This is a genomic window from Robiginitalea biformata HTCC2501 (assembly GCF_000024125.1).
GTDB lineage: Bacteria > Bacteroidota > Bacteroidia > Flavobacteriales > Flavobacteriaceae > Robiginitalea > Robiginitalea biformata.
Genome location: NC_013222.1, coordinates 259,344 through 280,598 on the forward strand (window position 1 = coordinate 259,344; position 21,255 = coordinate 280,598).

The following is a 21,255-nucleotide window of genomic DNA, read 5'->3' on the forward strand; positions in this document are numbered from 1 at the left end:
AATTAAAGTGTGCTCTAAGCATAGAAATCCATTACCATTCATTTTGATAGGTTATGGGTTTTATAAACGGGAACTTTTTCGAGACAAAATTTTTAGACGAAAAGAGAATTATATTCACTAAAAAGCATTACTTTTAGTGAATACATTCACTAGATTCATATGATTAAGCGGATTTTAGAAGAAAAAATCACTCAACGGCTTGATAAGGGAAAAGCAATTCTGGTCATCGGACCCAGACAAGTTGGAAAAACGACCTTGATCAATTCCATTTTGGACAATAGGGAACATCTGTTTTTGGATGGTGATGATTCCACCGTCAGAAACCTATTGACCGACCCCAATACCGAGCAATTAAAGAGCATTATAGGCAACCACAATACTTTGTTCATCGATGAGGCCCAACGTATTGAGAATATAGGGTTGACCTTAAAAATCATTACCGACCAATTCAAAAAAGTACAGTTATTGGTAAGCGGATCTTCAGCCTTTGAATTGAACAACCAGACCAGCGAACCATTGACCGGAAGAAAATGGGAATACAAATTGTATCCAATTTCTTGGCGGGAATTGGAGGACAGTATTGGTTATGTAAAGTCAGAGCAGCAGCTCGAATTGAGAATCCTTTATGGTATGTATCCTGATGTCATTAACAATCTTGGGGACGAAATCGAGGTTTTAAAACAATTGACCAACAGTTATCTCTACAAAGATATTTTGGCATTTAGCGGAATACGAAAGCCCCAAATGCTGGAAAAGTTACTTCGTGCTCTGGCCTTGCAGTTGGGCAGCGAGGTGAGTTACAACGAACTTGCCCAATTGGTAGGCGTTGATAAGAACACCGTTGCCAATTACATCGATGTTCTTGAAAAAGGGTATGTTGTTTTTAGGCTATCTAGTTTCAGTAGGAATCTAAGGAACGAAATAAAGACCAACCAAAAGATTTACTTCTACGATACAGGTGTTAGAAACGCTGTCATCGGTAATTTCAATCTGTTGGACAGCAGAAGCGATAAGGGGGGGCTCTGGGAGAACTTCTTGATAGCCGAGCGTATCAAAAAACTGGCCTACGATGGCTCTTTGGCCAATTCCTATTTTTGGCGAACAAAACAGCAACAGGAAATCGATTACGTTGAAGAAGTCTCAGGCCAAATAACAGGTTATGAGTTCAAGTGGAGTGAAAAAGCAAAAGCAAAGCTTTCCAAGTCCTTTATGGTAAGTTACAATGCCGCTATCGAAGTAATCCACAGAAATAATTTTAGGGAATTTGTTTAGCACTTTCCAGATACTAATCTCTACCAACATATAAACGGGCTGAAAATCCTTTAAGACTAATTCAATCCAATCCCCAAGCCTCCTTCAATTTTTGGGCAGCTTCATAATTAGAGATTTTCAGATAACGGCGAAAGGCCTTTTCAGATTTATGCCCTGAAATTTTCATTATCAACTGTACATCGATGCCATTCAAGTAAGCATTGGTACAAAAAGAACGCCTGCACGTATGGGAACTTATTAATTTGTATTTTTCTAAAAGTTGTGCCTCTTTGATAGTTCCACGTTTATGTTCGATTTCAACTTTCTGGTGAAGTTTGGCCGAATCGCCCAGTTCTTTTATGCGCCTATTAAAGGTAAAAGAATCAATATCAGGGGCATATCCGCTGTATTTATCTAAGATTGCTTTGACCTGCTTACGAAGCGGCACTACTATTCGGCCAGAAGTTTTCTTTTGCCGAATATTCAAAAATCCTTCACTATCCAAATACTCAGGTCGGATTCTAGAGATATCGGAAAATCGAAGTCCGGTTAAACAACCGATTACAAAGAAGTCTTTTACCTTTTCCAATTCTTTATCTTCTTTACAATCGACATCGGCAATGGCCTGTATCTCATCATCGGTTAGGTAAATATGGTCAACCTCTTCCTGAACTACCTTGAATGAGGAAAGGTCAATGGGTTTAATACGGTTTCTTCGCACTCGATCGTTTAGAAATGCTTTTAGGTTTTTAACCAATTTGCCGATGGTATTGTTTTTCATACCAACACCTCCATTTTTCAAGGGCGCATGATAGGCAAGGTAATCCGTCCACTCTTGGTAAAAATGATAATCGAAGGCGTTAAAGTCTATTATAATACCGGAAAACTCTTCAAAACCTTCCAGATGCTTTTTAAGGGAATTGTAATCTTTAATAACATCCTTAACTACCTTTCCTTTTTTACTTTCCAAATAATCTTCAAACTCGGTAAAAAAGTCTTGAAGTGGTTTTTGATTTACCGATGGTTCACCTTCTTCAAATTGTTTTTTGAAAAGTTTTTTTGAAAGTGGTTTGCCTTGGTTTTGAAAAGAAGTAACTATTTGATTTGCCAAACTGTCCATTTGGGTCAGTTGAACAAATTCGGATGCCACTTCTTTGGACTTTTTAAGAAATGATTTTTCCTTGTTCCAATATTTAGATGGTATTTCAATACCCGTGTCAATTTGAACTCTGGAATTACGATTTTCATAGTATCGTAATTTGACACTATGCGTTCCATTTAGGTTCGATTTATCCGATATGTAAAACTTATAATTGTACATTAGCGTGCCGCATTCGTGCCGCATTTTTCACGAAAAGTAGTGTTTTATAGTGTAAAATAAAAATCAGTATTAACTTAAAATACTGATAATCAATAAAATAATGTATGTTAATGAAAAGTTAAATTGTTATGGAAGCATCCCGTCCAGACCGCTGTAAAGCAAAACCCTTCGCACGCAAGTGCGGGGGGTTTTTTCGTTTCGCAGCCCTTGAGCTTGCTCAAAAGAGCGGAGAAACGGAAAAAGCCAACGGCGGCGATAGCCGGCGGAAGGATTTTGCTTTACAGCAGGCCCACCCCTTGGGCCGCTTTCGAATGAAGTGAGAAAGCAATCCCGGCCCAAAAATGACAGATTACCAATAAAGCTCCTAAGCTTGCTCTCAGATTCGGATGAATGAAAAAACACCGCCGGACAACGAAGTTGGCCGGAGGGTTTTACTTGACAGCAGGCCCACCCCTTGGGCCGCTTTCGAGCCGAAGGCGAGAAAGCAATCCCGTCTTATGGGGACGCAGGGATTTCGAGCGCAGCGAGAAAAGAATCCCGTCTTGCGCGAAGGCAAGAATTTCGAGCCGAAGGCGAGAAAGCAATCCCGTCGCATAATTGATCACCTATCCCGCAACATCCCGAGAAATTCCTCAATCGCAGCAAAATACCCCCCCGGGTTATCCAGCCAGCCGTAATGTTTGCTCTCTTCAAGGATGACCAACCGGGAATCCTGTAAAATCCGGTGTGCCTTCCCGGCGAGTTCCGGGCTCACGATATCCTGCCTGCCATGCAGGATCAATACCGGGCAGGCCAACATGCGCATTTGAGATTTCACGTCATAACCCATCCGCCTGAGGTCCTGCCAGACGAGCCGGTTGATTGTACGGTTCCCCTGGGTGAGCCGCTCGGCCACTACCGGTATATGTTCCCGATGGTACACATAAGCCGGGGCCAGGAATTCCCCCCGCTTTAACCGGGTCGCATGGGTGGTGTCGCCGCGTTGGATCCTGCGGTTGTAATAACGCAGGGAATCCTGCTCAACAGGGGTCAACCCACCCGGGATATCCAGGGTGGCCAGCAATTCCAAATCCATGCCCCCTGAAGAGGACTGGATCATCCCCAGCAGCCTGTCCGGGTACTTCGAGGCATAGTAATACGCCAGGATGCCCCCGAAGGAATGCCCCATCACCACCCACCGGTTGATCCCCAGGTGCCGGCGCAGCGCCTCGATGTCCGCGACCATCCGATCCATGGTAACCGTGGAATCATTGACGACGTCCAATTCGGACAAGCCGGTCCCCCGCTGGTCGAAGAGTATTACCCGGTTGTTTTCGGCCAGATTCCCGGCCATCATAAGAAACCCTTCGCTGCTCATCCCCGGGCCGCCATTGATAAGCAGAACAGGCAGGCCTTCCCCCAGGTCCCGATAGTGGAGGGTAACGCCCGGCAGTTCCAAAAAATGGCTGGCCTGGGCGATGAGAGGCTGAGTCCAGGGATTCAAAAAGACCAGCAAGAGCCCGAGCCAAAAGTTCGAGTTGTCCGCAAGTAGATTTTTACAGCTGTATATCATAGAAGGAATATCGTAAGTAGTCCTCGTAATCTACCGCTTTGATTCCACTTCCTGGTAAGATATGATCAACCTTATCCCCAAAATCTCCGATTCCGTATCTTAAGGCCTCCAATACAACCAACCATGAAACGATTTGCCTTCCTCCTGCTGGCCCTTTGGGTCCTCCCTGCAACTACCCAGCAACCCTCACTACAACAAATCCTTGGTTACAGCTTCCCAACCGAGCTGACAGCCTCAGAAACCAGCGGCCTGGTTGCCTGGGTGGAAAACGCCGAAGGGGTCCGGAATATCTACTACGCAAGGGGCCTGGAGTACCTGCCGGTGCAACTCACCCGTTACACGGCGGACGACGGGCAGGAACTGTCCCAGCTCCGTTTCGGCCCCGAAGGGAAAACCTTGTGGTTCGTACGCGGCGGGTCTGCCAACCGCCAGGGGGAATACCCGAACCCCGTAAGCATGCCCGACCCGCCGGAGCAGACGATCCATAAGGCCTCCCTGGAAAACTCGGACATCCAGGCCCTGTCGGAGGGGCACCACCCGCTGCTGGCCGGGGACCGGGTTATCTTCCTCAGGAAAGGGCAGCCCCGGATCATGGATTTGAGCGGGGAAAACGAAAGCCCGCTCTTTAAGGTGCGGGGTTCGGTTTCCGGCCTGGCGCTCTCCCCGGATGGATCCAAACTCGCCTTTGTCAACAGCCGGGGGGATCACAGTTTTATCGGCATCTACAACTTTGCCACGGAAGCATTCCATTTCCAGGATCCCAGCATCGATCGGGACTCCGACCCGGTCTGGTCCCCGGACGGGCAGCAGCTTGCCTTCCTCAGGACGCCGTATGAGGAGCCGGAATTATTTGTCCCCCGGCGTCAGGGACTCCCCTTTTCGATACGGGTCACAGAGGTTGCCAGCGGGAAAACCCAAACTATCTTTACAGCAGATGCAGGGACGGGCAGCGTCTTCCAGGGGGTTTCCGCTTCCAACCAATTGTTCTGGACGGCCCGAAATACGCTGATATTCCCCTGGGAAAAGGACGGGTGGCGCCACCTGTATGAACTCCCTGCTGGTGGCGGGGAACCCCGGCTGATTACCCCGGGGGCCGGCGAAGTACAGTATGTTTCCCAAAACACGGACCGGGGAACGCTGCTTTTTAATTCCAACCAGGCAGACCGGGACCGGCCCCATATCTATTCGTATGACGGCGGCCTGAAACAGCTTACCCGGGGCGAATCGCTTGAGTGGACGCCCGTCATGGATGGAGACGGAGCGATTTTCTGCCTGGGCTCCACAGCCACCGATCCTGCCAATGTCAAGCGCATAATACCTGGCGGCATCGAGGCGGTTACCCGGGACCTCAACTATCCCTCCGAATCCCTGGTGGTGCCCGTCGCCGTTTCCCTTACCGCCAGCGATGGCCACCCGTCCTACGGCCAGCTCTTTGTCCCTCCCGGCCTGAAAAGAGGCGAAAAAGCCCCGGCAGTGATCTATTTCCACGGGGGGTCGCGCCGGCAGATGTTCCCGGGGTTCCACCACCTGGGGTACTACCACTACGCCTATGCAATGAACCAGTACCTGGCCCAGAACGGGTATGTGGTGCTGAGCCTGAATTACCGGAGCGGGACCGGCTACGGCCTGGAATTCCGGGAAGCCGAAGGGTACGGGGCAGCTGGTGCCAGCGAATACCGGGATGTCCTGGCTGCGGCCGGTTTCCTGCAAAACCACCCGCAGGTGGATGCCTCCCGTCTGGGCCTCTGGGGCGGGTCGTACGGGGGCTACCTGACCGCCCTGGGCCTGGCCCGCAACTCGGATCGTTTCAAAGCCGGGGTGGATATCCACGGGGTGTACGACTGGAACAACATCATCGAAGGCTTCATGCCCAGCTACAACCCGCTGGCCAAGCCGGAATTTGCCAAAAGGGCGTATGAGGCTTCCCCCATCGCCGTGATGGAGGGGTGGAAATCTCCGGTGCTTTTGATCCACGGGGATGACGACCGCAATGTGCCTTTCAGCGAGACCGTAAAGAAAGCCGGGCGCCTGAGGGAATTGGGCGTAGAATTCGAACAGCTGGTCTTCCCGGACGATGTCCATATGTTCCTCCTGCACGACAACTGGTACCGGGCCCTGGAGGCCACCAAAGACTTTTTTGACCGCAAGCTGAACTAGTTTTGCGATCGGTTCAAGGCAGGGGTCGCTCAGGGAGCGAGACCGCCGTAATAATGAAAGCAGGGCTCTGACATGAAAGAAAGCAGGGCTACGGCATTACACAAAGCAGGACTACGGTTTAAAATATCCCCGGCAATATCCCCGCCCCGGATGCGTTCTAATATTCCGCAACCACTTAATTGCCAATATTATGAAAAACGCATATGCCATCCTGGCAGGGGTATTTTTCCTGTTCTGCACCGCAGGCATCCAGGCCCAGGGCCTGTACCACAAAGGCACCCTCCAGCTCAAAAAAGGGAAGGAAAAGGAAGTATATATCGAAATAGACTTTGGCTTCCCGCAGCGGTTCCAGCAAGGAATCACCTACGTGGAGCCCAAGGACTGGGCCAAATACCAGAAAACCGGGAAACTCAAGGGAAAGATGAAGCAGAAGATGGAGCCCAAGCACTTTGAGAGCTTTACCCTGGAAGACGGACGGGTCTTCGAAACCATCTGGTATACGGACCTTACGGGCCGGGCCATCAAGATGATCCCGAAGCGGATGACCCTGCAGCGCATTGCCGACGGGCCAATCAAGGTGTACAAACTCTACAGCCGGACCACCGGGAAGATCAACCACGAGCTGGCAGACTATGTCATGGGCAAGCGGGAAGACCTGGTCAACTATATCCAGAACAATTTCCAATTGCTCATCCACAAGCACAGCAAGCACCCGAAAAACGTCCAGCAGATCAACCTGCTCAACTACATCGGGGACAATGCCCGCGTAAAGGAAAACTACGACAAGAACCACTACGGGCTGCGCGACCAGTTTTCGGCAGAGCACAAAATGGGTATCTATGTAGGGAAGGAATACGAGGCTGCTTTCCTGCGCCTGGTCAACGACTACAACGGGGATACCGGGGCCGCCCGGTAGCCGCGCCGAATACCGTAAACCCAACCCCTCTGCAGCCAATTCCAGGGGGGTTTTTATATTGGCAACATCCTGACGCACATACCGTTTATCCCATTTCCCACAGAAATTTTATTGTCATTCCGACAGACATGCGCTATCTTAAAATGCCAAAAAACACCTGTCCAATGAAATGTTTACGACTTACCGGACCGATGATAGTCCTGTTGCTACTTCCAGCATGCGGGGAATCCAAAAAGGAAGCGAACAGCCCGCAAGGGGCCGATGCAGCCGTGGAGGAAACCCCTTACGGGGATGAATCCAATGCCTCCCCGGCGCAACAGGGTGATTATTCAGCGCTTTACGCCCTGGGTGAATCCTGCAAACTAACCCCTGGACAACTAGCAGAAGCCCTCGATTTGGAGGCGGGGCAGGTTGAGGAAAAAGGCAATTACCAGGGGAACTGCACCTATGCGGTTACAGAACCCGGAGGCCTGACCATCCAGTACCAGGTGGGCAACGAACGCTGGCCGCAGGACATTGTCCTTGACAATATCCGCACGGCCCGGGAAAGCGACCTGTACGACATCCGGATGAGTGATTCCGGCGACACCTATATCACCCGGCACCCGGCCCAGGGATTCCTGCTCCTGCTGAACCCGGAGTACGCAAACCCCGTTAAGATCAGCTTCAACTATTTTAATCCGGACGGCCCGAAACTTACGGAGGCCCAGATGGCCCAGCGCCGGGAAAACACCTATAAAATAGCCAATTACCTCATCGAGAGCTACCAAAAATAACCAACCATGAAACCGAATAACCAACTCTGGATTCTCGGCGTCCTGCTGCTGGCAGTACTTCCCGTCAGCGCCCAGCCGTTCTCCCTTAACGACAAGATCCAACCCGTGGAACTGGCCCTGCAGGAAGATAGCCGCCCGGGGCGCGGGGATGCTAAATTCCTGGCAACCCTGAGCACCGTCGACACCACTAATTATTATTACATCACGGGCCACGATATGTTTCGGTTTGTGGATATTATTGTGAAAGGCCTCGGGAATTCCTCCCCCCTGGAAGCTTCCCTGGTCTACGACAACTGGAAAGACGTGGTCGAGACGCAATCCTCCGGTCGAGCCGAAGACGGGATCATGCATTTTCAGGTGAGGGCCTACGGGGCCATTGGCCTCATCATAAATTCGCCCAGGGATGAAACGGTAAATTTCACAATCATGGCAAGCGCCAGTACGCCGCGTAAATCCTACCTGGGCAACCCGTTTGTCCCGATCAGTGACGGGGATGCAGTGGCAGGAGCGGCAGGGACTTCGGGAGAAGGGGGCAGTTCCGGAAACAATACCTTCCTGTATATCGCCCTCGGGATAGCCCTTTTGGTCATCGGCCTTTTGGCCGGAAAGCTTATGGGCCGGAAATCGGCATCGGTGATTGCCCTAATGCTGACTTTTACCTTCCAGGCCGCCGGGCAGAATGGCGCCACACCCGGATTCTTTTACAAAGACCGGTACTACAACGGGGAAGACCTGGATAACGGCAAGTTTGAGGAGGACCTCGAGGAGGAGATGGGCGATGGCTATGACCCCTCGGATGATATCAGCGATTTGAACGACAAATTAAACAGCATCAAGGAGTTCCTGGACAATGCGACCAACCTGTACGACAGCTACTCAGGCCTCGGGAGTTGCATCAATTCCACACCCCTCCCCGGGGAACCCCGTATCCCTTCTTTTTGCGACGAACCCCTGACCACGGCCGGCCCGGATAACGAAAACAGCTGTGCCGCGTGTTTCCTGGATGCCCGCAGGCAGTTCAATGAGGTGCGCTACCTTTTTGAGCAATTGGCCACGATATACAAATGCACGAAGGATTTCTCCAATGCGGCCCTGTCCTTCGGGGACAACGCATCCGGGATCCATGCGGTTTCAGGTATGGCCTGGCAGACCCAGCGCCGGAATATTGAAAAATCCATCGTAGACCTGGAAGCCGCCTACGACAATAAGTATGGCGAACTGTTGAACAGCCTGTCGGAGTCCATGCTGAAACTCAGCGAATGTGAAGCCAGGTACGGCGTGGAGGACTGGTTCGACCGCTTCGGGTATATGTATTTCGAATTTATCAAAGACAAATATCGCCGAAAGGATTGACCATGGGATTAAACGAATTGAGATTGATTGGGATGGCATGGGCCTGCTGCCTGGTCCTGGGTTGTAAATCAACCGGGCCGGCAACCGCCCCGGCACCGATAGAGCATAGCATCCTGGGCTCCTGGGAGGGGTGTGACGGACGGGTAGTTACGTTTACCCGTGAACCGGATGGTCTGATTCTGGGGCATTACTCGGAATTGGGCGGGCTCGGGAAGTACGGTTTTACACGGCTTGAAGAGGGATACCGGATCCGCCGGCAGGGCCGGGGCACCTACAACGGGAAGGTGAAATGGCGGGATACCAAAGGAAACGCATCCTGGAAAAACGTGGTAATCACCATTGAAATCGACAACGTCTTTCGCAGTGACGGTTCGGATAGTTGCAGTGCTGAAATGACCCGGCTGGACCCTTGAATTGGTTGGTTATCCTATGCTATATTTGGCTGGCCGGCGGGATGCCGGTCCAATTGATCCTTGCATGAAAAAGTTGCTACTCCTCTTTTTGGTCATCAGTTCACAGCCTATCCTGGCCCAGATCGAACAGGATAAACTATTGCACTACGGGGCCGGCGTGGCCTCCGGGGCGGCCGGTGCCTTTATCGCACACGAAATCTCCGGCGGCAACCGCTGGTGGACGCTCACCGGGGCCGTCGGGGGAAGCCTGATTGCCGGGCTGGCCAAGGAAGCCATCGACAAAAACCGCTACGGCGTATGGGACAACGGCGACCTGGCCGCAACCGTAGCCGGGGGCGTTACGGTTGGGGTGGTCATCGAGTTGTTCCGCGGGAAAAACCGACGCGGCCGGACCAATGCCTCCCGGAGCTTCCGGGGCTTCCGGGTGGTCGCCGGCAGGTAATTTTATTCCTCCGCTATCTGGACGGCCAGGCCATTGACGTCAAAATACTCGGAAATCTGGGAAATTTTACCGGCTTCATTAATGGTTATCAGCGTAAAGAATTTCACCCCCACATCCTTGCCGGACTCCGTATGCGTAGCGTGCCAGGTGCCATAGACCCGGATTACGTCCGGTTCGATGGTGGCAGTGGCTTCAGGAAATACCGAGCCTGACCAGTACGCCCCGACGGTGGAATCGGGCATGACGATCCCTTCGTGCCATTGGATGTTGTCAAAGTTCTCGTGGTACCCCCTGATGCCGGACAGGAATTCCTCTTTCCCGACCCATTGGCCCCCATTGTAGGCGGGCGGGCTAAATTGCAGCGTATCGGCCAGCATCCCGTCAATACGCTCCAGGTCTTCGGCAGCATGGGCGGCAAATAGGCTCTCTATGATGCCCACCTGTTTCTCAAAAGCCTGGTAATCCGGTTGGGCTTCTGCCGATTCCGACATTTCAGGTTCCGGTTGTTCCCCGCACCCCGCAAGGGCAATTACTGCCAGTGCCGACAGTACAAAATTCAAAGCTTTCATAATTAATTGGTTTTAAGGTTATCTATCTTCTTAAGATACAAAAACTTAGGATACAAAAACTGCACCCGGATCCGGGTGCAGCCTTCATCAACCAAATAACCAACTAGCCCCTCCCGGAGGGTCCGGAAGGAACGCAAACCATCATGAGCGAACAGACACCCTCAAGGGGATGTCCCGAATGGTTTGCAACCTATATACGGAACAGAGGTACCAAAGGTTCAGTTTCTCAACTGGATGCCTGCAGCGGTCAGCACCCGGTAGATGAACTGGATTTCCCGCTCGTCCACCTCCCCGTCCGAATTGGCCGCTTCATTGAGCAGGCGGGCCAGGAGTTGTTTCTGTTCGTCCGGCATGGCGCGGAGTACGGCCAGGGCCTCGGCGGGCTCGGTATTCCGGGCCTCCAATATCAGGTCCGGACCCACGTCCAGCGTATCGGACAGGCGGTTCATAAAATCTATTTCGCCGTCTTTGATTTCCTCATCCATCTGGATGACTTCGTCAATGGTTTTGAGGACGGCCAGTTTTTCCATTAAATTAAAAGGCATTCCAAAGATTTTACCTGCAGCCGAGTGTAATTTCTGCCGCTGCTGATTTGCAGGCGAAAAGATAGGAAGATATTCGGTTGGTACCTATGGCACGAACCCCTCCAGCGGCAAATATTCCCGCAATTTGTCTACAGGGCGGCAGTAGGGATGTATTTTTACAAAACTATGGAAGGAAATTACAACGTACTGGGAACAAAACTCATCCCCTGCAGCCGGGACCCGCTTACCGGGTTTTACCGGGACGGGGATTGCCGTACGGGGCCAGGCGATACGGGTACCCATGTGGTTTGTGCGGTCATGACCGCAGAGTTTCTGCAGTTTACACGCTCCCGGGGGAACGACCTGAGTACCCCGATGCCCTATTTTAATTTTCCCGGCCTGCAGCCCGGGGATAGCTGGTGCCTGTGCGCCTCCCGCTGGAAAGAAGCCTACCGGGAAGGGGTGGCACCTCCGGTCATTCTGGAAGCCACGCACCGGAAAGCCCTGGAAATCCTGGAATTTGAGTGGTTGCTGGAATACAAGCACACCCCGGAAGATGCGGCCGGGTAGCTTTGAAGATCAATCGGGTTCAATTTCCCGGAGGATCCCCTGAATCAATTCGAGCTCGGCATCGGTAATCCGCCCGTCGGCCCCCGCGGCCTCCCGCAGCAGCACGGACAGGGCGTGCTTTTTGTTTTCGGACATAAGCTTCAGAACGGCCATGGCCTGTGCGGCCTCTACATTCCGTGCTTTTCGGATCAGGTCCATCTTAAACCCGAGCACTTTGGCCAGGTGTGCGATAAAAGACGCTTCTTCCTCGTAGACGAGTTTGTCCACCAGGATTACTTCATCCAGGGCCTTGATGACGGCCAGCTGTTCGACTAGGTTGTATTTCACACGAATCCGTTGAGTTCCAATGATGCGGTATGGAGTTAAACCCTCCCCGAGCCGGGCAGGATCAGGATTTGGATTGTACCCCGGGGCCCGTTTTGGATTTCACCCCCGGGCCTGTTTTGGATTTCACCCCGGGGCCCGTCTTGGACTTGACCCCTGGCCCTGTTTTGGACTTGACCCCCGGGCCTGTTTTGGACTTCACTCCCGGGCCTGTTTTGGACTTCACCCCAGGGCCTGTTTTGGACTTCACCCCAGGGCCTGTTTTGGACTTCACCCCAGGGCCCGTCTTGGACTTGACCCCCGGGCCTGTTTTGGATTTAACCCCCGGGCCGCTCTTGGGCGACAGCGGGGATTTTGGATTCGATGCATCGGACATGGCTTTGTTCTTAAGTAGTTAGTATATTCACTATATTAGTTAAAATAACCATCTAATCCAAGGATTTCGACCGGTATTTCCCTCTCAAAAACAACCGGTTACGGCATATGAAATTCAGTAAATTCATCAAGGAATGCCAGGAGTACAATGTCCTGAAAAACATTTCTATTTACATAGTTTCCAGTTGGGTTTTGCTCCAGGTGATCGACCTGATTGCCGGACCCCTGGGTTTTTCAAACCAGGTAGTGGCCTGGGTGCTCATCCTCCTGCTGATCGGCCTGCCGCTTTACATCTTCGGGATTTGGAAACTCAAACTGGCCAATTCCATCAAAAGGAAACCCGTAACCGACGCCGAAGGCAACCCGGTTCCCGGTAAATTCCGGCGGAGCGGCTTCCAGAAAATCTACTTCTTCTTCCTGGCGCTGATCAGCCTGATATGCCTGGGGATCGCGCTGTTTATTGTCAACACGAATTTTGTCCGGTCCATGGACCTCCCGTCCCTGGAAACCGGCGATAAAATTGCCATCCTGGAGTTTGAAAACCTTACCGGCGACCCGGAAAACGACCTGGTTGGAAAGATGGCCGTGGACTGGATCATCCACGGGGTTACCCGCAACAAGCTGGGCCAGGTGATCTCCCCGGAAATCATCTCGGATTATTCCAAGGTGCTGCGGGCCAGCCTGGTCCCCTCTGAGGATAATGGGCTATTCAGCAATTACCTGAAACCCTCCCGTATCGTGGAGGGGGAATACTACCTGGCCGACGGCCGGCTCATCTTCCAGTGTGCGATCCTGGACGGGTCCATGGACCGGACGCTGATCTCCTTCGAACCCGTATCCTGCGACCCGGATTCCCCGCTGGATTGTATCGAGGCACTGAACCAGCGGATTCAGGGCTATTTTGTGAATGTGGAGCGCAAGGAGGAAAGCCTGGAGGAACACCCGCCCAAGTACGAGGCATACGAATTATTCAACCGGGCGAAACAGTGGCGCTACGAGGATGACCGGAAATACCTGGATCTGCTCAACCAGGCCATTGCCGCAGACACCACGTTCTTTGAGCCGAAAATCTACCGGTTCATGCACTACTTCAACCGGGGGGCATACCGCACTGCGGACAGCCTGCTGACCCGGATCAAGCTCTCCTCGGGCATGTTCCCCAGGCAGCGGAACCTGCTGAATGTATATGATGCCCTGTTACAGGGCAACCACCGCAATACCTACCGCTATCAGAAGGAGGAGTACAAGATTACGCCCCTCCACCTGGAGACCAATTCGAACATGATGGTATTCACCCTGCAATTGGTGAACAAGCCCCGGGGGGTGGACTCCATTTTCCGGGAAGTGGCAATGGGGGAAATGGACCTGTCCCAATGCGATTTTTGCACCGAGCGCTACAAGATCAAGGCGATGTCGGATATTGAACTGGGAGACTTCCCCGCGGCCATCGCGCTGTTGCGGCAATTTGAGGACGGGGTGGAATTCGGGATCCTGAAGAAAATCCTGCTGCGCGCCCATATCCGGAAGGGGGACTTCCCGAAAGCCCAATCCCTCCTTTCACGCTACGCGGACCTTTTTGACCCCGCCCAACTTTCCGACATACGGCTTTTTGCCGCCAAGGAATTCATCATAGCAGGCCGGCAGGACCTGGCGGATGCAACGCTCTCCGAGATCCTTACTGACCAGGACTACGGGTCGGCCAAAACAGATTCCACGGCCCTGCCTGTAATAGCCGAAAGCCTGTTTTACAAAGGGGACTACCAGGAGGCGGAAACAGTCCTGGAGGAACTCACCGGCCGGGGGGAAGCGGATTTTTATTTTACGAGCCTGCTGGCGGCCTGCTATCATAAAAATGCTGAGCCCCAACGGGCTGCGGCATTGATTGCGGACCTGGAGTCTCGCAAAGGACCCTACCAGTTTGGGGAGGTGCCCTATTCCCTCGGACAGTATTACGCCATTACCGGCGATGCACAACGAACCTACCAGTACCTGCTTCGGGCAATAGCCGAAGGGCACTGGTATGAAACGGGCGCGTTCCGGAACGACCCATTGCTCAAAGATTACATCAATACGGACACCTTTTCCAGGATACGGACCTTCTGGCATTGATTCGCCTGTAAAGCACTCAAACTATGGACTTACTTCAGAACGCGCACGCCCTGCTCATCGGAATTTCCTACGAAGACGGCCTGGATACCATCGGGGATGCCGAGGACGTGGCCCGGATCCTCCGGGACCCGGAGCGCTGCGGTTACCCGCCCGGGCAGGTTACCTTACTGACAGGGGCGGATGCCGACCGGAAAGGAATCCTGGGAGCGCTCGAGGCGCTGGCGGAGCGAACCGACGAACAGTCATCCGTCTTCCTCTACTATTCCGGGCACGGGGATGTGCTGGATGGTGTATTCCATTTTGTCCCCCATGGAATCCGGGAGGGGATGGAATACGACGAATATACCGCCGCCTGGGTGACCGCCGAGGAAATCCGGGATCGGATCAATGCCCTGTCTACCCGGAGGCTGATCTTTTTTATGGATTGTTGCCACGCAACGGGAATTGCTTCCAGCGGTTTCCGGCCAAAAATCGCCGGGTCCGGGGACGAAGGCCCGGGCAAGCAGGGGCCCAGCTTTGAAAAACTCGAAGGCCTTGCCCAGAAAGTGGATAATGAAAAGGGCATTTCCATCGTCGCTTCCTGCAAGGAGGAACAGGAATCCTACCAGCTCAACGGAGATAAAAACAGCGTATTTACCAAATACCTGCTGGAAGCCCTGGAGGGGAACCACCTGACCGAGGTGACCGACCCGTACGTACGTATCCTGGAGGTGGCCGGCTACCTGCTCCGGGTAGTCCCCGAGACCATCGAACAGGTAGCCCGGGATTGCGACCCGCCCCTGGATATCCGCCAGGAGCCCTATGTCAACCTGGAAATGTACGACAATTTCATCCTGAGCCGGATCCCCGGAAACCGGCCTGCCCAGGGCGCCTCAGCCACCGTTGGAAAGGCTCCGGGTGTAGCGGCCACGGATAAATCGGCCCCGGAGGCGGGCCAGCCCCAGGCCAAAGAGGCCCGGCTGATCTACCGGGAAACCCCCGGGGCGAACAACCTGATCTTGTTTATCCACGGCTTTACCGGGGAGGCATCCCGGACGTTCGGGAGCCTGCCGGACCTGCTTATGGACGACCCGGAGTTTGACGGCTGGGACATGAAACCCTTCGGGTACTCGCAGTTTATCGAACCGGAACACGGGAAACAGGTGTGGGGCGGGATCCGGGATATCCAACGCATCGTGGACTATTTCTGTACGTCTGTGAAATATAAATTTGCCGACTACGACCGGATTGCCATTGTCGCCCACGGCCTCGGCGGGCTCGTGGCCCAGAAAGCACTCTTGCAAATCCCCGGGGATGCCCTGGGCAAAATCTCCCACCTGGTCCTGATGGGGTGCCCGAGCCATGGGCTCGCCCCGGAGGAATTCGAGGCGGAATGGCACAAGGACTACGCGCAGATGCGACGTGAAGGCCCGTTTATCTCGGGTTTGCGCAAAGACTGGGACACCCGGTTTGGGGGGGAGTTACCATTTTCGCTCAGCGTCATCGGGGCCTCCTCGGACACCTTTGTATCGCCCGAATCCTGTTTCGGGCCTTTCCCGGAGGCGGCCTGCGTTACCCTGGACGGGGACCACTTCTCCATTGTCCGGCCGGATGGGCCTCAGGCGCCATCTCACCGGCTCATCCGCGAATTCCTCACCGGTTCGGAAGCCCTCGGGGAATTCGGGGACGCACAGGAGCGCAACCTCGCCCTGGGCCGGTACGAAGCCGTGGTACGGGAACTCGGGGAAGACCCGATGGCTTTAAGCGGCAAAGGGATCAAACAACTGGTCTTTGCGCTGGAGGGGCTGGACAGGAGGGATGAAGCCATGAAATTGCTGGATTCCCATCCGGAGGCGGAGCGATCCACCGACCTGATGGGGATTATCGGGGGACGGTACAAACGGGCCTACCTGCGCAAGCCCAACAAGAAAGACGGGGAAACCGCCCAGGTGTATTACGGCATCGCCCTGGATGCCGCCCGCGAAAAGAACGATTCCCCCCAGGTCTACTACCTGGCGATCAACCTGGCCTTCCTGGCCCTGGTGGTGGATGAAGACCGCGATAGCATGCAGACCTTTGCCCGCCTGGCACTTGAAGCCGCGGAGAATTCCCCGGATTCCCTCTGGAAAACAGCCACCCTGGGGGAGGCAGCCCTCTACCTGGGCGACCTGGAGGCAGCCCAAACCCACTATGCCCTGGCCTCCTCACAGGCGGGGATACGGGAAAAATTATCCATCCACCTGAATGCCCTGGCCGCCTATTGCGAATTGTACGAAACCCGCAGGGAGGAAGACGCATTTATCCGGTTCCTCAAGGCGCATTACCTATCCTGATCCACACCCCGGCATGAAACACTTTAAAAAAGGGCAAATACCCGATTTGGATTTTCAAAAGGCGGTCAAAAAGCCGATTCCCATACGATGCGTCCAACTCGACGTTCCTTTCCGGGTGGAAACCATGGAGGGGGTAATGGAGGGGAAAGCCGGCGACTGGCTGGTGGTGGGGGTGCATGGGGAAATGTATCCTATCGATGCGGAAATATTCAGCAAGACCTACGATCTGGTCCGCTAAGGCGCAACTTCAAAAGCGGCGGCCCTGATTCAATAGGCAACTTTTAAAAACAGGACATCTCCCAGGATTTTTCGTTCCAGGACCAAAACCAGGTTGCCATTCTGGATAAAGGCCCCTTTCTTCCCCTTGACCGAATTACCGGTAAATTCATTGTACGCCGCCCGGTTGCTTTTGGACAGCAGGACATCCTCCACCTTGGGTATCCGGCTGCTTTCCACATTCGGTTCACCCAGGCGGAAGACCAGGTCAAAAACCCGGTCCTGCCCCAGCAGGGAATCGTCGTCCACCTCATCGGTGAGCGCGCGTCCGGCAAACAACCACCCCACCCGGCTTACTGCGCGGATGCGTTCCAGCGCTTCCTGGGATTGGGGGGACAGGTCTTCTTTGGTGCTTCCCTCGGTGTTTTCAATATGGGTCCTCAGGTATTCCAAATAGGCGTTTGCCGTATTGGTGGTTTGCGCCTGGGTCCACTCGGGGTCCTGACTGAGTTCTTCCTGCTTCTCCCGGGCTGCCTCCAGATGCCCGGCCACTTCCGGGAAGTTGTATTTATCGACGGCCTGGAGGTAATTGGTATACGCCTCCACCGTGCCCTCGCTGTCGGCAATCTCCCAGTTTTCCTCATCGAGCTCGGCCTCGAGGTCCTTTAGTTTTGCCAGGATATCGACCCATAATTCACTCATATCCGCCTTTAACTTCCCGGCCACATCTTTTCCGGGCCGGTAGGCGGCTTCCTCTGCACCGGCTGTGATATCCCCGGGGTCTTCACCAAGGGCTTCTATCTGAGCCCTCACGGCATCCTCCCTATAAAAAATGCCCTGTTTTTCGATGGATTCCAGCAATTTCAGATAGGGCTCCTGGGGGGAAATGCCCGCCTGCTCCGGGTCGTCAGAGGCTTGGGGGTCCTGGTCCTGGAGTTGTTCAAAACTGGCCACTGCCTGCGCCTTCAGGTCGTTGTAGGTCCTCATCGTATCCAGGGAATCCCGGATTATCGGGTAGACGAAAAAATAGACAGCGGCAAGTACCATCACCCCTGCCAGGGACCATATCCCGATCTTGAGGTTGCGCCTGTTTTTCCTGTCGCGTTTTTCCGCTTTTTCGCTATCCCCAAGATATTCGCGGCATGCCGCAAATAGTGTGTTGTAGCGTTTGGCCCAGGCCTCGGTGGGCTGGAACCGCTCATACCAGTCCCGGGCCAGGGACAGTTCCGTCCCCTTGAGCAGGTCCTTCTTTTTATCGGCATAGAGCTGGTAATCCTGGGAGAGTTTCATGTAAGTGGATGCCATTTCCCCTTCCTCTTCCACCCATCGGTCCAGTCGCTTCCATTGCCGGATCAGGCTCTCGTGGGAGATATCGATGATGTTGTCTTTTTTGTCGGACATCTGGTCGATCATCAGGAAGGACCGCCGGCCTTCGATAAAGACACGGATTACCTTGTCCAGTACGGCTTCGCTGGTGCCGGTGAGTGCGAGCAGTTCCCCGTAGTGCGCCGGGCGCCGGGTTTTGCGGCCGTGCTCATCGACGGTAGTCAATGCCTGGAACATTTGTTTGGCCACCTGGAACTCATTTTTGTCCAGGGTCTTAAGGGCCTCATCCGCATGGTTCGACAAGGCGTTCTCCAGGCCTCCGATGGCCTTGTAATCTTCCAGGTCCATCTCCCCATTGGCATCCTCCCGGGTCTCAAATTCCCAGATGCGCATCAGGGCATGCTGCAACAGGGGAAGCTCGTCCTGGACCCGCCCCATCTCGTTGAGCAGTTTGGAACTCAGGGCGGAATTTACCCGGGCACCAAAAAGCCTGGCGGGGCCCTCGATAACCATTTTAAGTTGTTGGCGGTTCAGGCGCGGTACCAGGTACAGGCTCTGGTTCATCGCCTCCGGCAGGCCGTGGAACTCCGCACAATCCCCGATAAAGTCGGAACGCATGGTCAGCACAACATAGATCGGCAGGTCCTTTTGGCGGGCGAGCTCCAGGATGATATTGACAAAATCGATGGCATTGTCCCGGCGTTTCCGGTTCCCTTTCTCCGTGGCAAAACGAAAGAGCTCTTCGAATTGATCGACCAGGATGAAAAAATTGGTCTTGCGCTCCCGGAACAGGGGTTCCAGCAGGGAGAGGATTGCGTCTACCCCTTCCTCTTCGATAGTTTGCACCAACTGGTTGGTGGCATCGGCGTCGTGGGCCTGATACAATTCGCTCAACAGGGATTTCGCCAGGTTCCCCATGGGGTTCTGCCCGGGTTTCATGATGGAGATCAACCACTGGTCGCTGTCGTCCACGAGGTACCCCGCTTTGAGGGAAGGGATGAGCCCGGCGCGCAGCAGGGAAGACTTCCCGCATCCGGAACTGCCCACCACGGCCACAAAATGGTGCGCATGGAGCCGTTGCAACAATTCCATGGTTTGTTCCTTCCTTCCAAAAAACAAAAGGCTTTCGTCGTCGTTGTACGGCCGGAGGCCTACATAGGGGTTTTCCACATCTACTAGCATCAGGCGGGCATTCTGAGTTCCTTCAGGAATTCCTCAATAGCGGCATCATTGAGGTCCGGGTTGTCGCTCTGGTCGATCATGTTGATCTTCAGCAGCCGCTGGTTAATACCGATATCGGCATCCTCCTTGTGCGGCGGGGCCACGTAGATAAAAAAATCTTCCACCGGGTAGTTGTTTTTCATGATGAGCTGCAGGGCTGCGTTAACGCGTTCCTTGACCCATTCCTTGGAAACATTGCCGTAAAGAAAGATCAGCTTCCTCACCTGGCTCATCCGGTTGCCGAGCATTTCGAGGTTTTTCAACGGGTCGTCTTCCTGGGGGTTGATAAATGGGAGTATTTGTTTCTGGACGAGTAGCCGGCTGAGGTCCAGGGCGTAGAGGTGGTCCTTTTCATGGGTATCCAGCAATACGGACATCCTGCCGTCCGATGGCATTTCCGCTGGTTTTCGATCCTTGATCTGTTGGGCGTAGTCCTCGATCTGCTGGGCCAGGGAACTTTTGCTTCCCCGGATAAATTCATATTGTTTGTCCACCAGCTTGCCGGCTTCCACCGCCGTCAGGAAATTCCGGTATTCCCCTTCCTCTATATCGGCAAATTCGGCATCGCTGGGTATCCAAACCATCTGGGGGGTCTCCGACTGCAGGCAAATTTCGGTTTGAACCTGCGGGTACCACAGGTCGGGTTGGTCCACCAGTTCGCGCCCCGGGTAAATATCCAGGAGGTTCACCGCCAGGTCGGCTCCGGCTACGGCTTCCTCCGTGGCCGCCTTCAGGGCATCCGATGCATCGGGGGGCGGGATCCCGCACTTTACGCGGTAACCGCGTTTTCCGAGCTCGGCAATCAAGCGCTTCCTGGGGCTGCGCAGTGTGTCCGGGACTTCGCTCATAAAAATCGTAAATGCATCGTCGTCCGCGGTTTCAGCTTGGGCAGGGTCGGCGGCAAGCTTCGTGGTTTGGCTGGCCAGTTTGGCCGGAGCCTCACACCGGGTCTTCATGGCCTCCAGCAAACGCGCCACGGCATTTTTTACATGGCGCATCTGCGCCTTGAATTTGGGCGATGTCGTCTCTACGGTTTCGCCAAAGTCGTCGGCAGTTTCGGCATCGTGGAAGGGAAAGCCGGTGGTCCCGTTCAGGGGCTCCAGCCACTTCTCGTGGGGAATGTTGTTCAACAACACATGCAGGATGCGGGACTGGTCGCCCACCTTGAGTCCGAGTTTATCCGCACTGGCAGAATCGCGGAAGGTACCCAGCTCCTGTTTGCAATAGTCCGAGGCGTTATAACCCGGCGAATCCAGGCAGATGATAATGGCCGATTTCCGAATCCCGTCGGCGATGGAGTCGTCAAAGAGGACGCTGCCGTCCAGTTTTTTGGTGTCCCACCAAATCTTAACCGAGTCCATCCGGCCGAATTGCCTGGCGAGCATCAGGTTGAGGTTCTGGTAAAACTGCTTGATCCATCCGTCTTCCTGGTCCGGAAAACAAATATTGTCTACATGAGCATAACTGATAAAGATGTCATACTCGTACCCGGGTACGTATGCCATGGAGTGACGGTTTGGTGGTTAGT

At 53.8% G+C, this 21,255-nt stretch carries 19 protein-coding genes; 12 read left to right on the forward strand and 7 right to left on the reverse strand.

Features of this window, described 5'->3' with window-relative positions; all coding sequences use genetic code 11:
- Positions 1–159: 159 nt before the first annotated feature.
- Entirely contained in the window at positions 160–1,272 is a 1,113-nt protein-coding gene (locus tag RB2501_RS01095) for an ATP-binding protein (RefSeq protein ID WP_012813805.1), read from the forward strand.
- A 61-nt stretch (positions 1,273–1,333) separates the two neighbouring features.
- On the opposite strand, the gene RB2501_RS01100 is transcribed toward RB2501_RS01095, so the two are convergent.
- On the reverse strand, positions 1,334–2,596 hold the full coding sequence (locus RB2501_RS01100; RefSeq protein WP_049764814.1) for a site-specific integrase: 1,263 nt from the start codon (positions 2,594–2,596) through the stop codon (positions 1,334–1,336).
- Positions 2,597–2,700: 104 nt separating this feature from the next.
- Between RB2501_RS01100 and RB2501_RS01105 the strand changes: the two genes are divergently transcribed.
- A complete protein-coding gene (locus RB2501_RS01105) occupies positions 2,701–2,892 on the forward strand; it encodes a hypothetical protein (protein ID WP_012813808.1) in 192 nt (63 codons plus the stop codon).
- Between the two features lie 281 nt (positions 2,893–3,173).
- Here RB2501_RS01105 and RB2501_RS01110 read toward each other — a convergent pair whose 3' ends face one another.
- Entirely contained in the window at positions 3,174–4,124 is a 951-nt protein-coding gene (locus RB2501_RS01110) for an alpha/beta fold hydrolase (RefSeq protein WP_148214263.1), read from the reverse strand.
- Positions 4,125–4,247: 123 nt separating this feature from the next.
- On the opposite strand from RB2501_RS01110, the gene RB2501_RS01115 reads away from it, so the two are divergent.
- The 6 genes from RB2501_RS01115 to RB2501_RS01140 all read left to right on the forward strand — a co-directional run bounded on the left by RB2501_RS01115 (position 4,248) and on the right by RB2501_RS01140 (position 10,181).
- The gene (locus tag RB2501_RS01115; RefSeq protein ID WP_012813810.1) at positions 4,248–6,281 is read left to right on the forward strand and encodes a prolyl oligopeptidase family serine peptidase; all 2,034 of its coding nucleotides are present in this window, start codon (positions 4,248–4,250) and stop codon (positions 6,279–6,281) included.
- Positions 6,282–6,471: 190 nt separating this feature from the next.
- Positions 6,472–7,197, forward strand: a complete 726-nt coding sequence (locus RB2501_RS01120; RefSeq protein ID WP_012813811.1) for a hypothetical protein — start codon at positions 6,472–6,474, stop codon at positions 7,195–7,197.
- A 164-nt stretch (positions 7,198–7,361) separates the two neighbouring features.
- On the forward strand, positions 7,362–7,973 hold the full coding sequence (locus RB2501_RS01125; protein ID WP_041326880.1) for a hypothetical protein: 612 nt from the start codon (positions 7,362–7,364) through the stop codon (positions 7,971–7,973).
- 6 nt (positions 7,974–7,979) lie between these two features.
- Positions 7,980–9,326, forward strand: a complete 1,347-nt coding sequence (locus RB2501_RS01130) for a hypothetical protein (RefSeq protein ID WP_012813813.1) — start codon at positions 7,980–7,982, stop codon at positions 9,324–9,326.
- A gap of 23 nt (positions 9,327–9,349) precedes the next feature.
- Positions 9,350–9,739 carry a hypothetical protein gene (locus RB2501_RS01135; protein WP_187289180.1) on the forward strand — a complete coding sequence of 130 codons (390 nt, stop codon included), beginning with the start codon at positions 9,350–9,352 and terminating at the stop codon, positions 9,737–9,739.
- A 64-nt stretch (positions 9,740–9,803) separates the two neighbouring features.
- Complete coding sequence (locus RB2501_RS01140) at positions 9,804–10,181, forward strand: hypothetical protein (RefSeq protein ID WP_012813815.1); 378 nt, start codon at positions 9,804–9,806, stop codon at positions 10,179–10,181.
- A 2-nt stretch (positions 10,182–10,183) separates the two neighbouring features.
- Here RB2501_RS01140 and RB2501_RS01145 read toward each other — a convergent pair whose 3' ends face one another.
- Positions 10,184–10,750 (reverse strand): nuclear transport factor 2 family protein, encoded by a 567-nt coding sequence (locus tag RB2501_RS01145; protein WP_012813816.1) that lies wholly within the window; start codon positions 10,748–10,750, stop codon positions 10,184–10,186.
- Positions 10,751–10,968: 218 nt separating this feature from the next.
- Positions 10,969–11,295: a TerB family tellurite resistance protein gene (locus tag RB2501_RS01150; protein WP_041326881.1), complete on the reverse strand. Its 327-nt coding sequence runs from the start codon at positions 11,293–11,295 to the stop codon at positions 10,969–10,971.
- A 165-nt stretch (positions 11,296–11,460) separates the two neighbouring features.
- On the opposite strand from RB2501_RS01150, the gene RB2501_RS01155 reads away from it, so the two are divergent.
- On the forward strand, positions 11,461–11,844 hold the full coding sequence (locus RB2501_RS01155) for a DUF2237 family protein (protein ID WP_041327371.1): 384 nt from the start codon (positions 11,461–11,463) through the stop codon (positions 11,842–11,844).
- A gap of 9 nt (positions 11,845–11,853) precedes the next feature.
- Here RB2501_RS01155 and RB2501_RS01160 read toward each other — a convergent pair whose 3' ends face one another.
- Entirely contained in the window at positions 11,854–12,171 is a 318-nt protein-coding gene (locus RB2501_RS01160; protein ID WP_012813819.1) for a hypothetical protein, read from the reverse strand.
- A 480-nt stretch (positions 12,172–12,651) separates the two neighbouring features.
- Here RB2501_RS01160 and RB2501_RS01170 point away from each other — a divergent pair, with 480 nt between their 5' ends.
- Genes RB2501_RS01170 through RB2501_RS01180 form a run of 3 tightly spaced genes read left to right on the forward strand, consistent with a single transcriptional unit; the run spans position 12,652 to position 17,202 of the window.
- Entirely contained in the window at positions 12,652–14,652 is a 2,001-nt protein-coding gene (locus tag RB2501_RS01170) for a tetratricopeptide repeat protein (protein WP_012813821.1), read from the forward strand.
- Positions 14,653–14,675: 23 nt separating this feature from the next.
- On the forward strand, positions 14,676–16,964 hold the full coding sequence (locus RB2501_RS01175; protein ID WP_012813822.1) for a caspase family protein: 2,289 nt from the start codon (positions 14,676–14,678) through the stop codon (positions 16,962–16,964).
- Between the two features lie 13 nt (positions 16,965–16,977).
- The gene (locus RB2501_RS01180) at positions 16,978–17,202 is read left to right on the forward strand and encodes a hypothetical protein (RefSeq protein ID WP_012813823.1); all 225 of its coding nucleotides are present in this window, start codon (positions 16,978–16,980) and stop codon (positions 17,200–17,202) included.
- 29 nt (positions 17,203–17,231) lie between these two features.
- On the opposite strand, the gene RB2501_RS15685 is transcribed toward RB2501_RS01180, so the two are convergent.
- Both RB2501_RS15685 and RB2501_RS01190 read right to left on the reverse strand, forming a co-directional pair.
- Positions 17,232–19,688 carry an nSTAND1 domain-containing NTPase gene (locus RB2501_RS15685; protein ID WP_012813824.1) on the reverse strand — a complete coding sequence of 819 codons (2,457 nt, stop codon included), beginning with the start codon at positions 19,686–19,688 and terminating at the stop codon, positions 17,232–17,234.
- Complete coding sequence (locus tag RB2501_RS01190) at positions 19,688–21,232, reverse strand: toll/interleukin-1 receptor domain-containing protein (protein ID WP_012813825.1); 1,545 nt, start codon at positions 21,230–21,232, stop codon at positions 19,688–19,690. The genes RB2501_RS15685 and RB2501_RS01190 overlap by 1 nt, the downstream gene beginning before the upstream one ends.
- Positions 21,233–21,255: the final 23 nt, after the last annotated feature.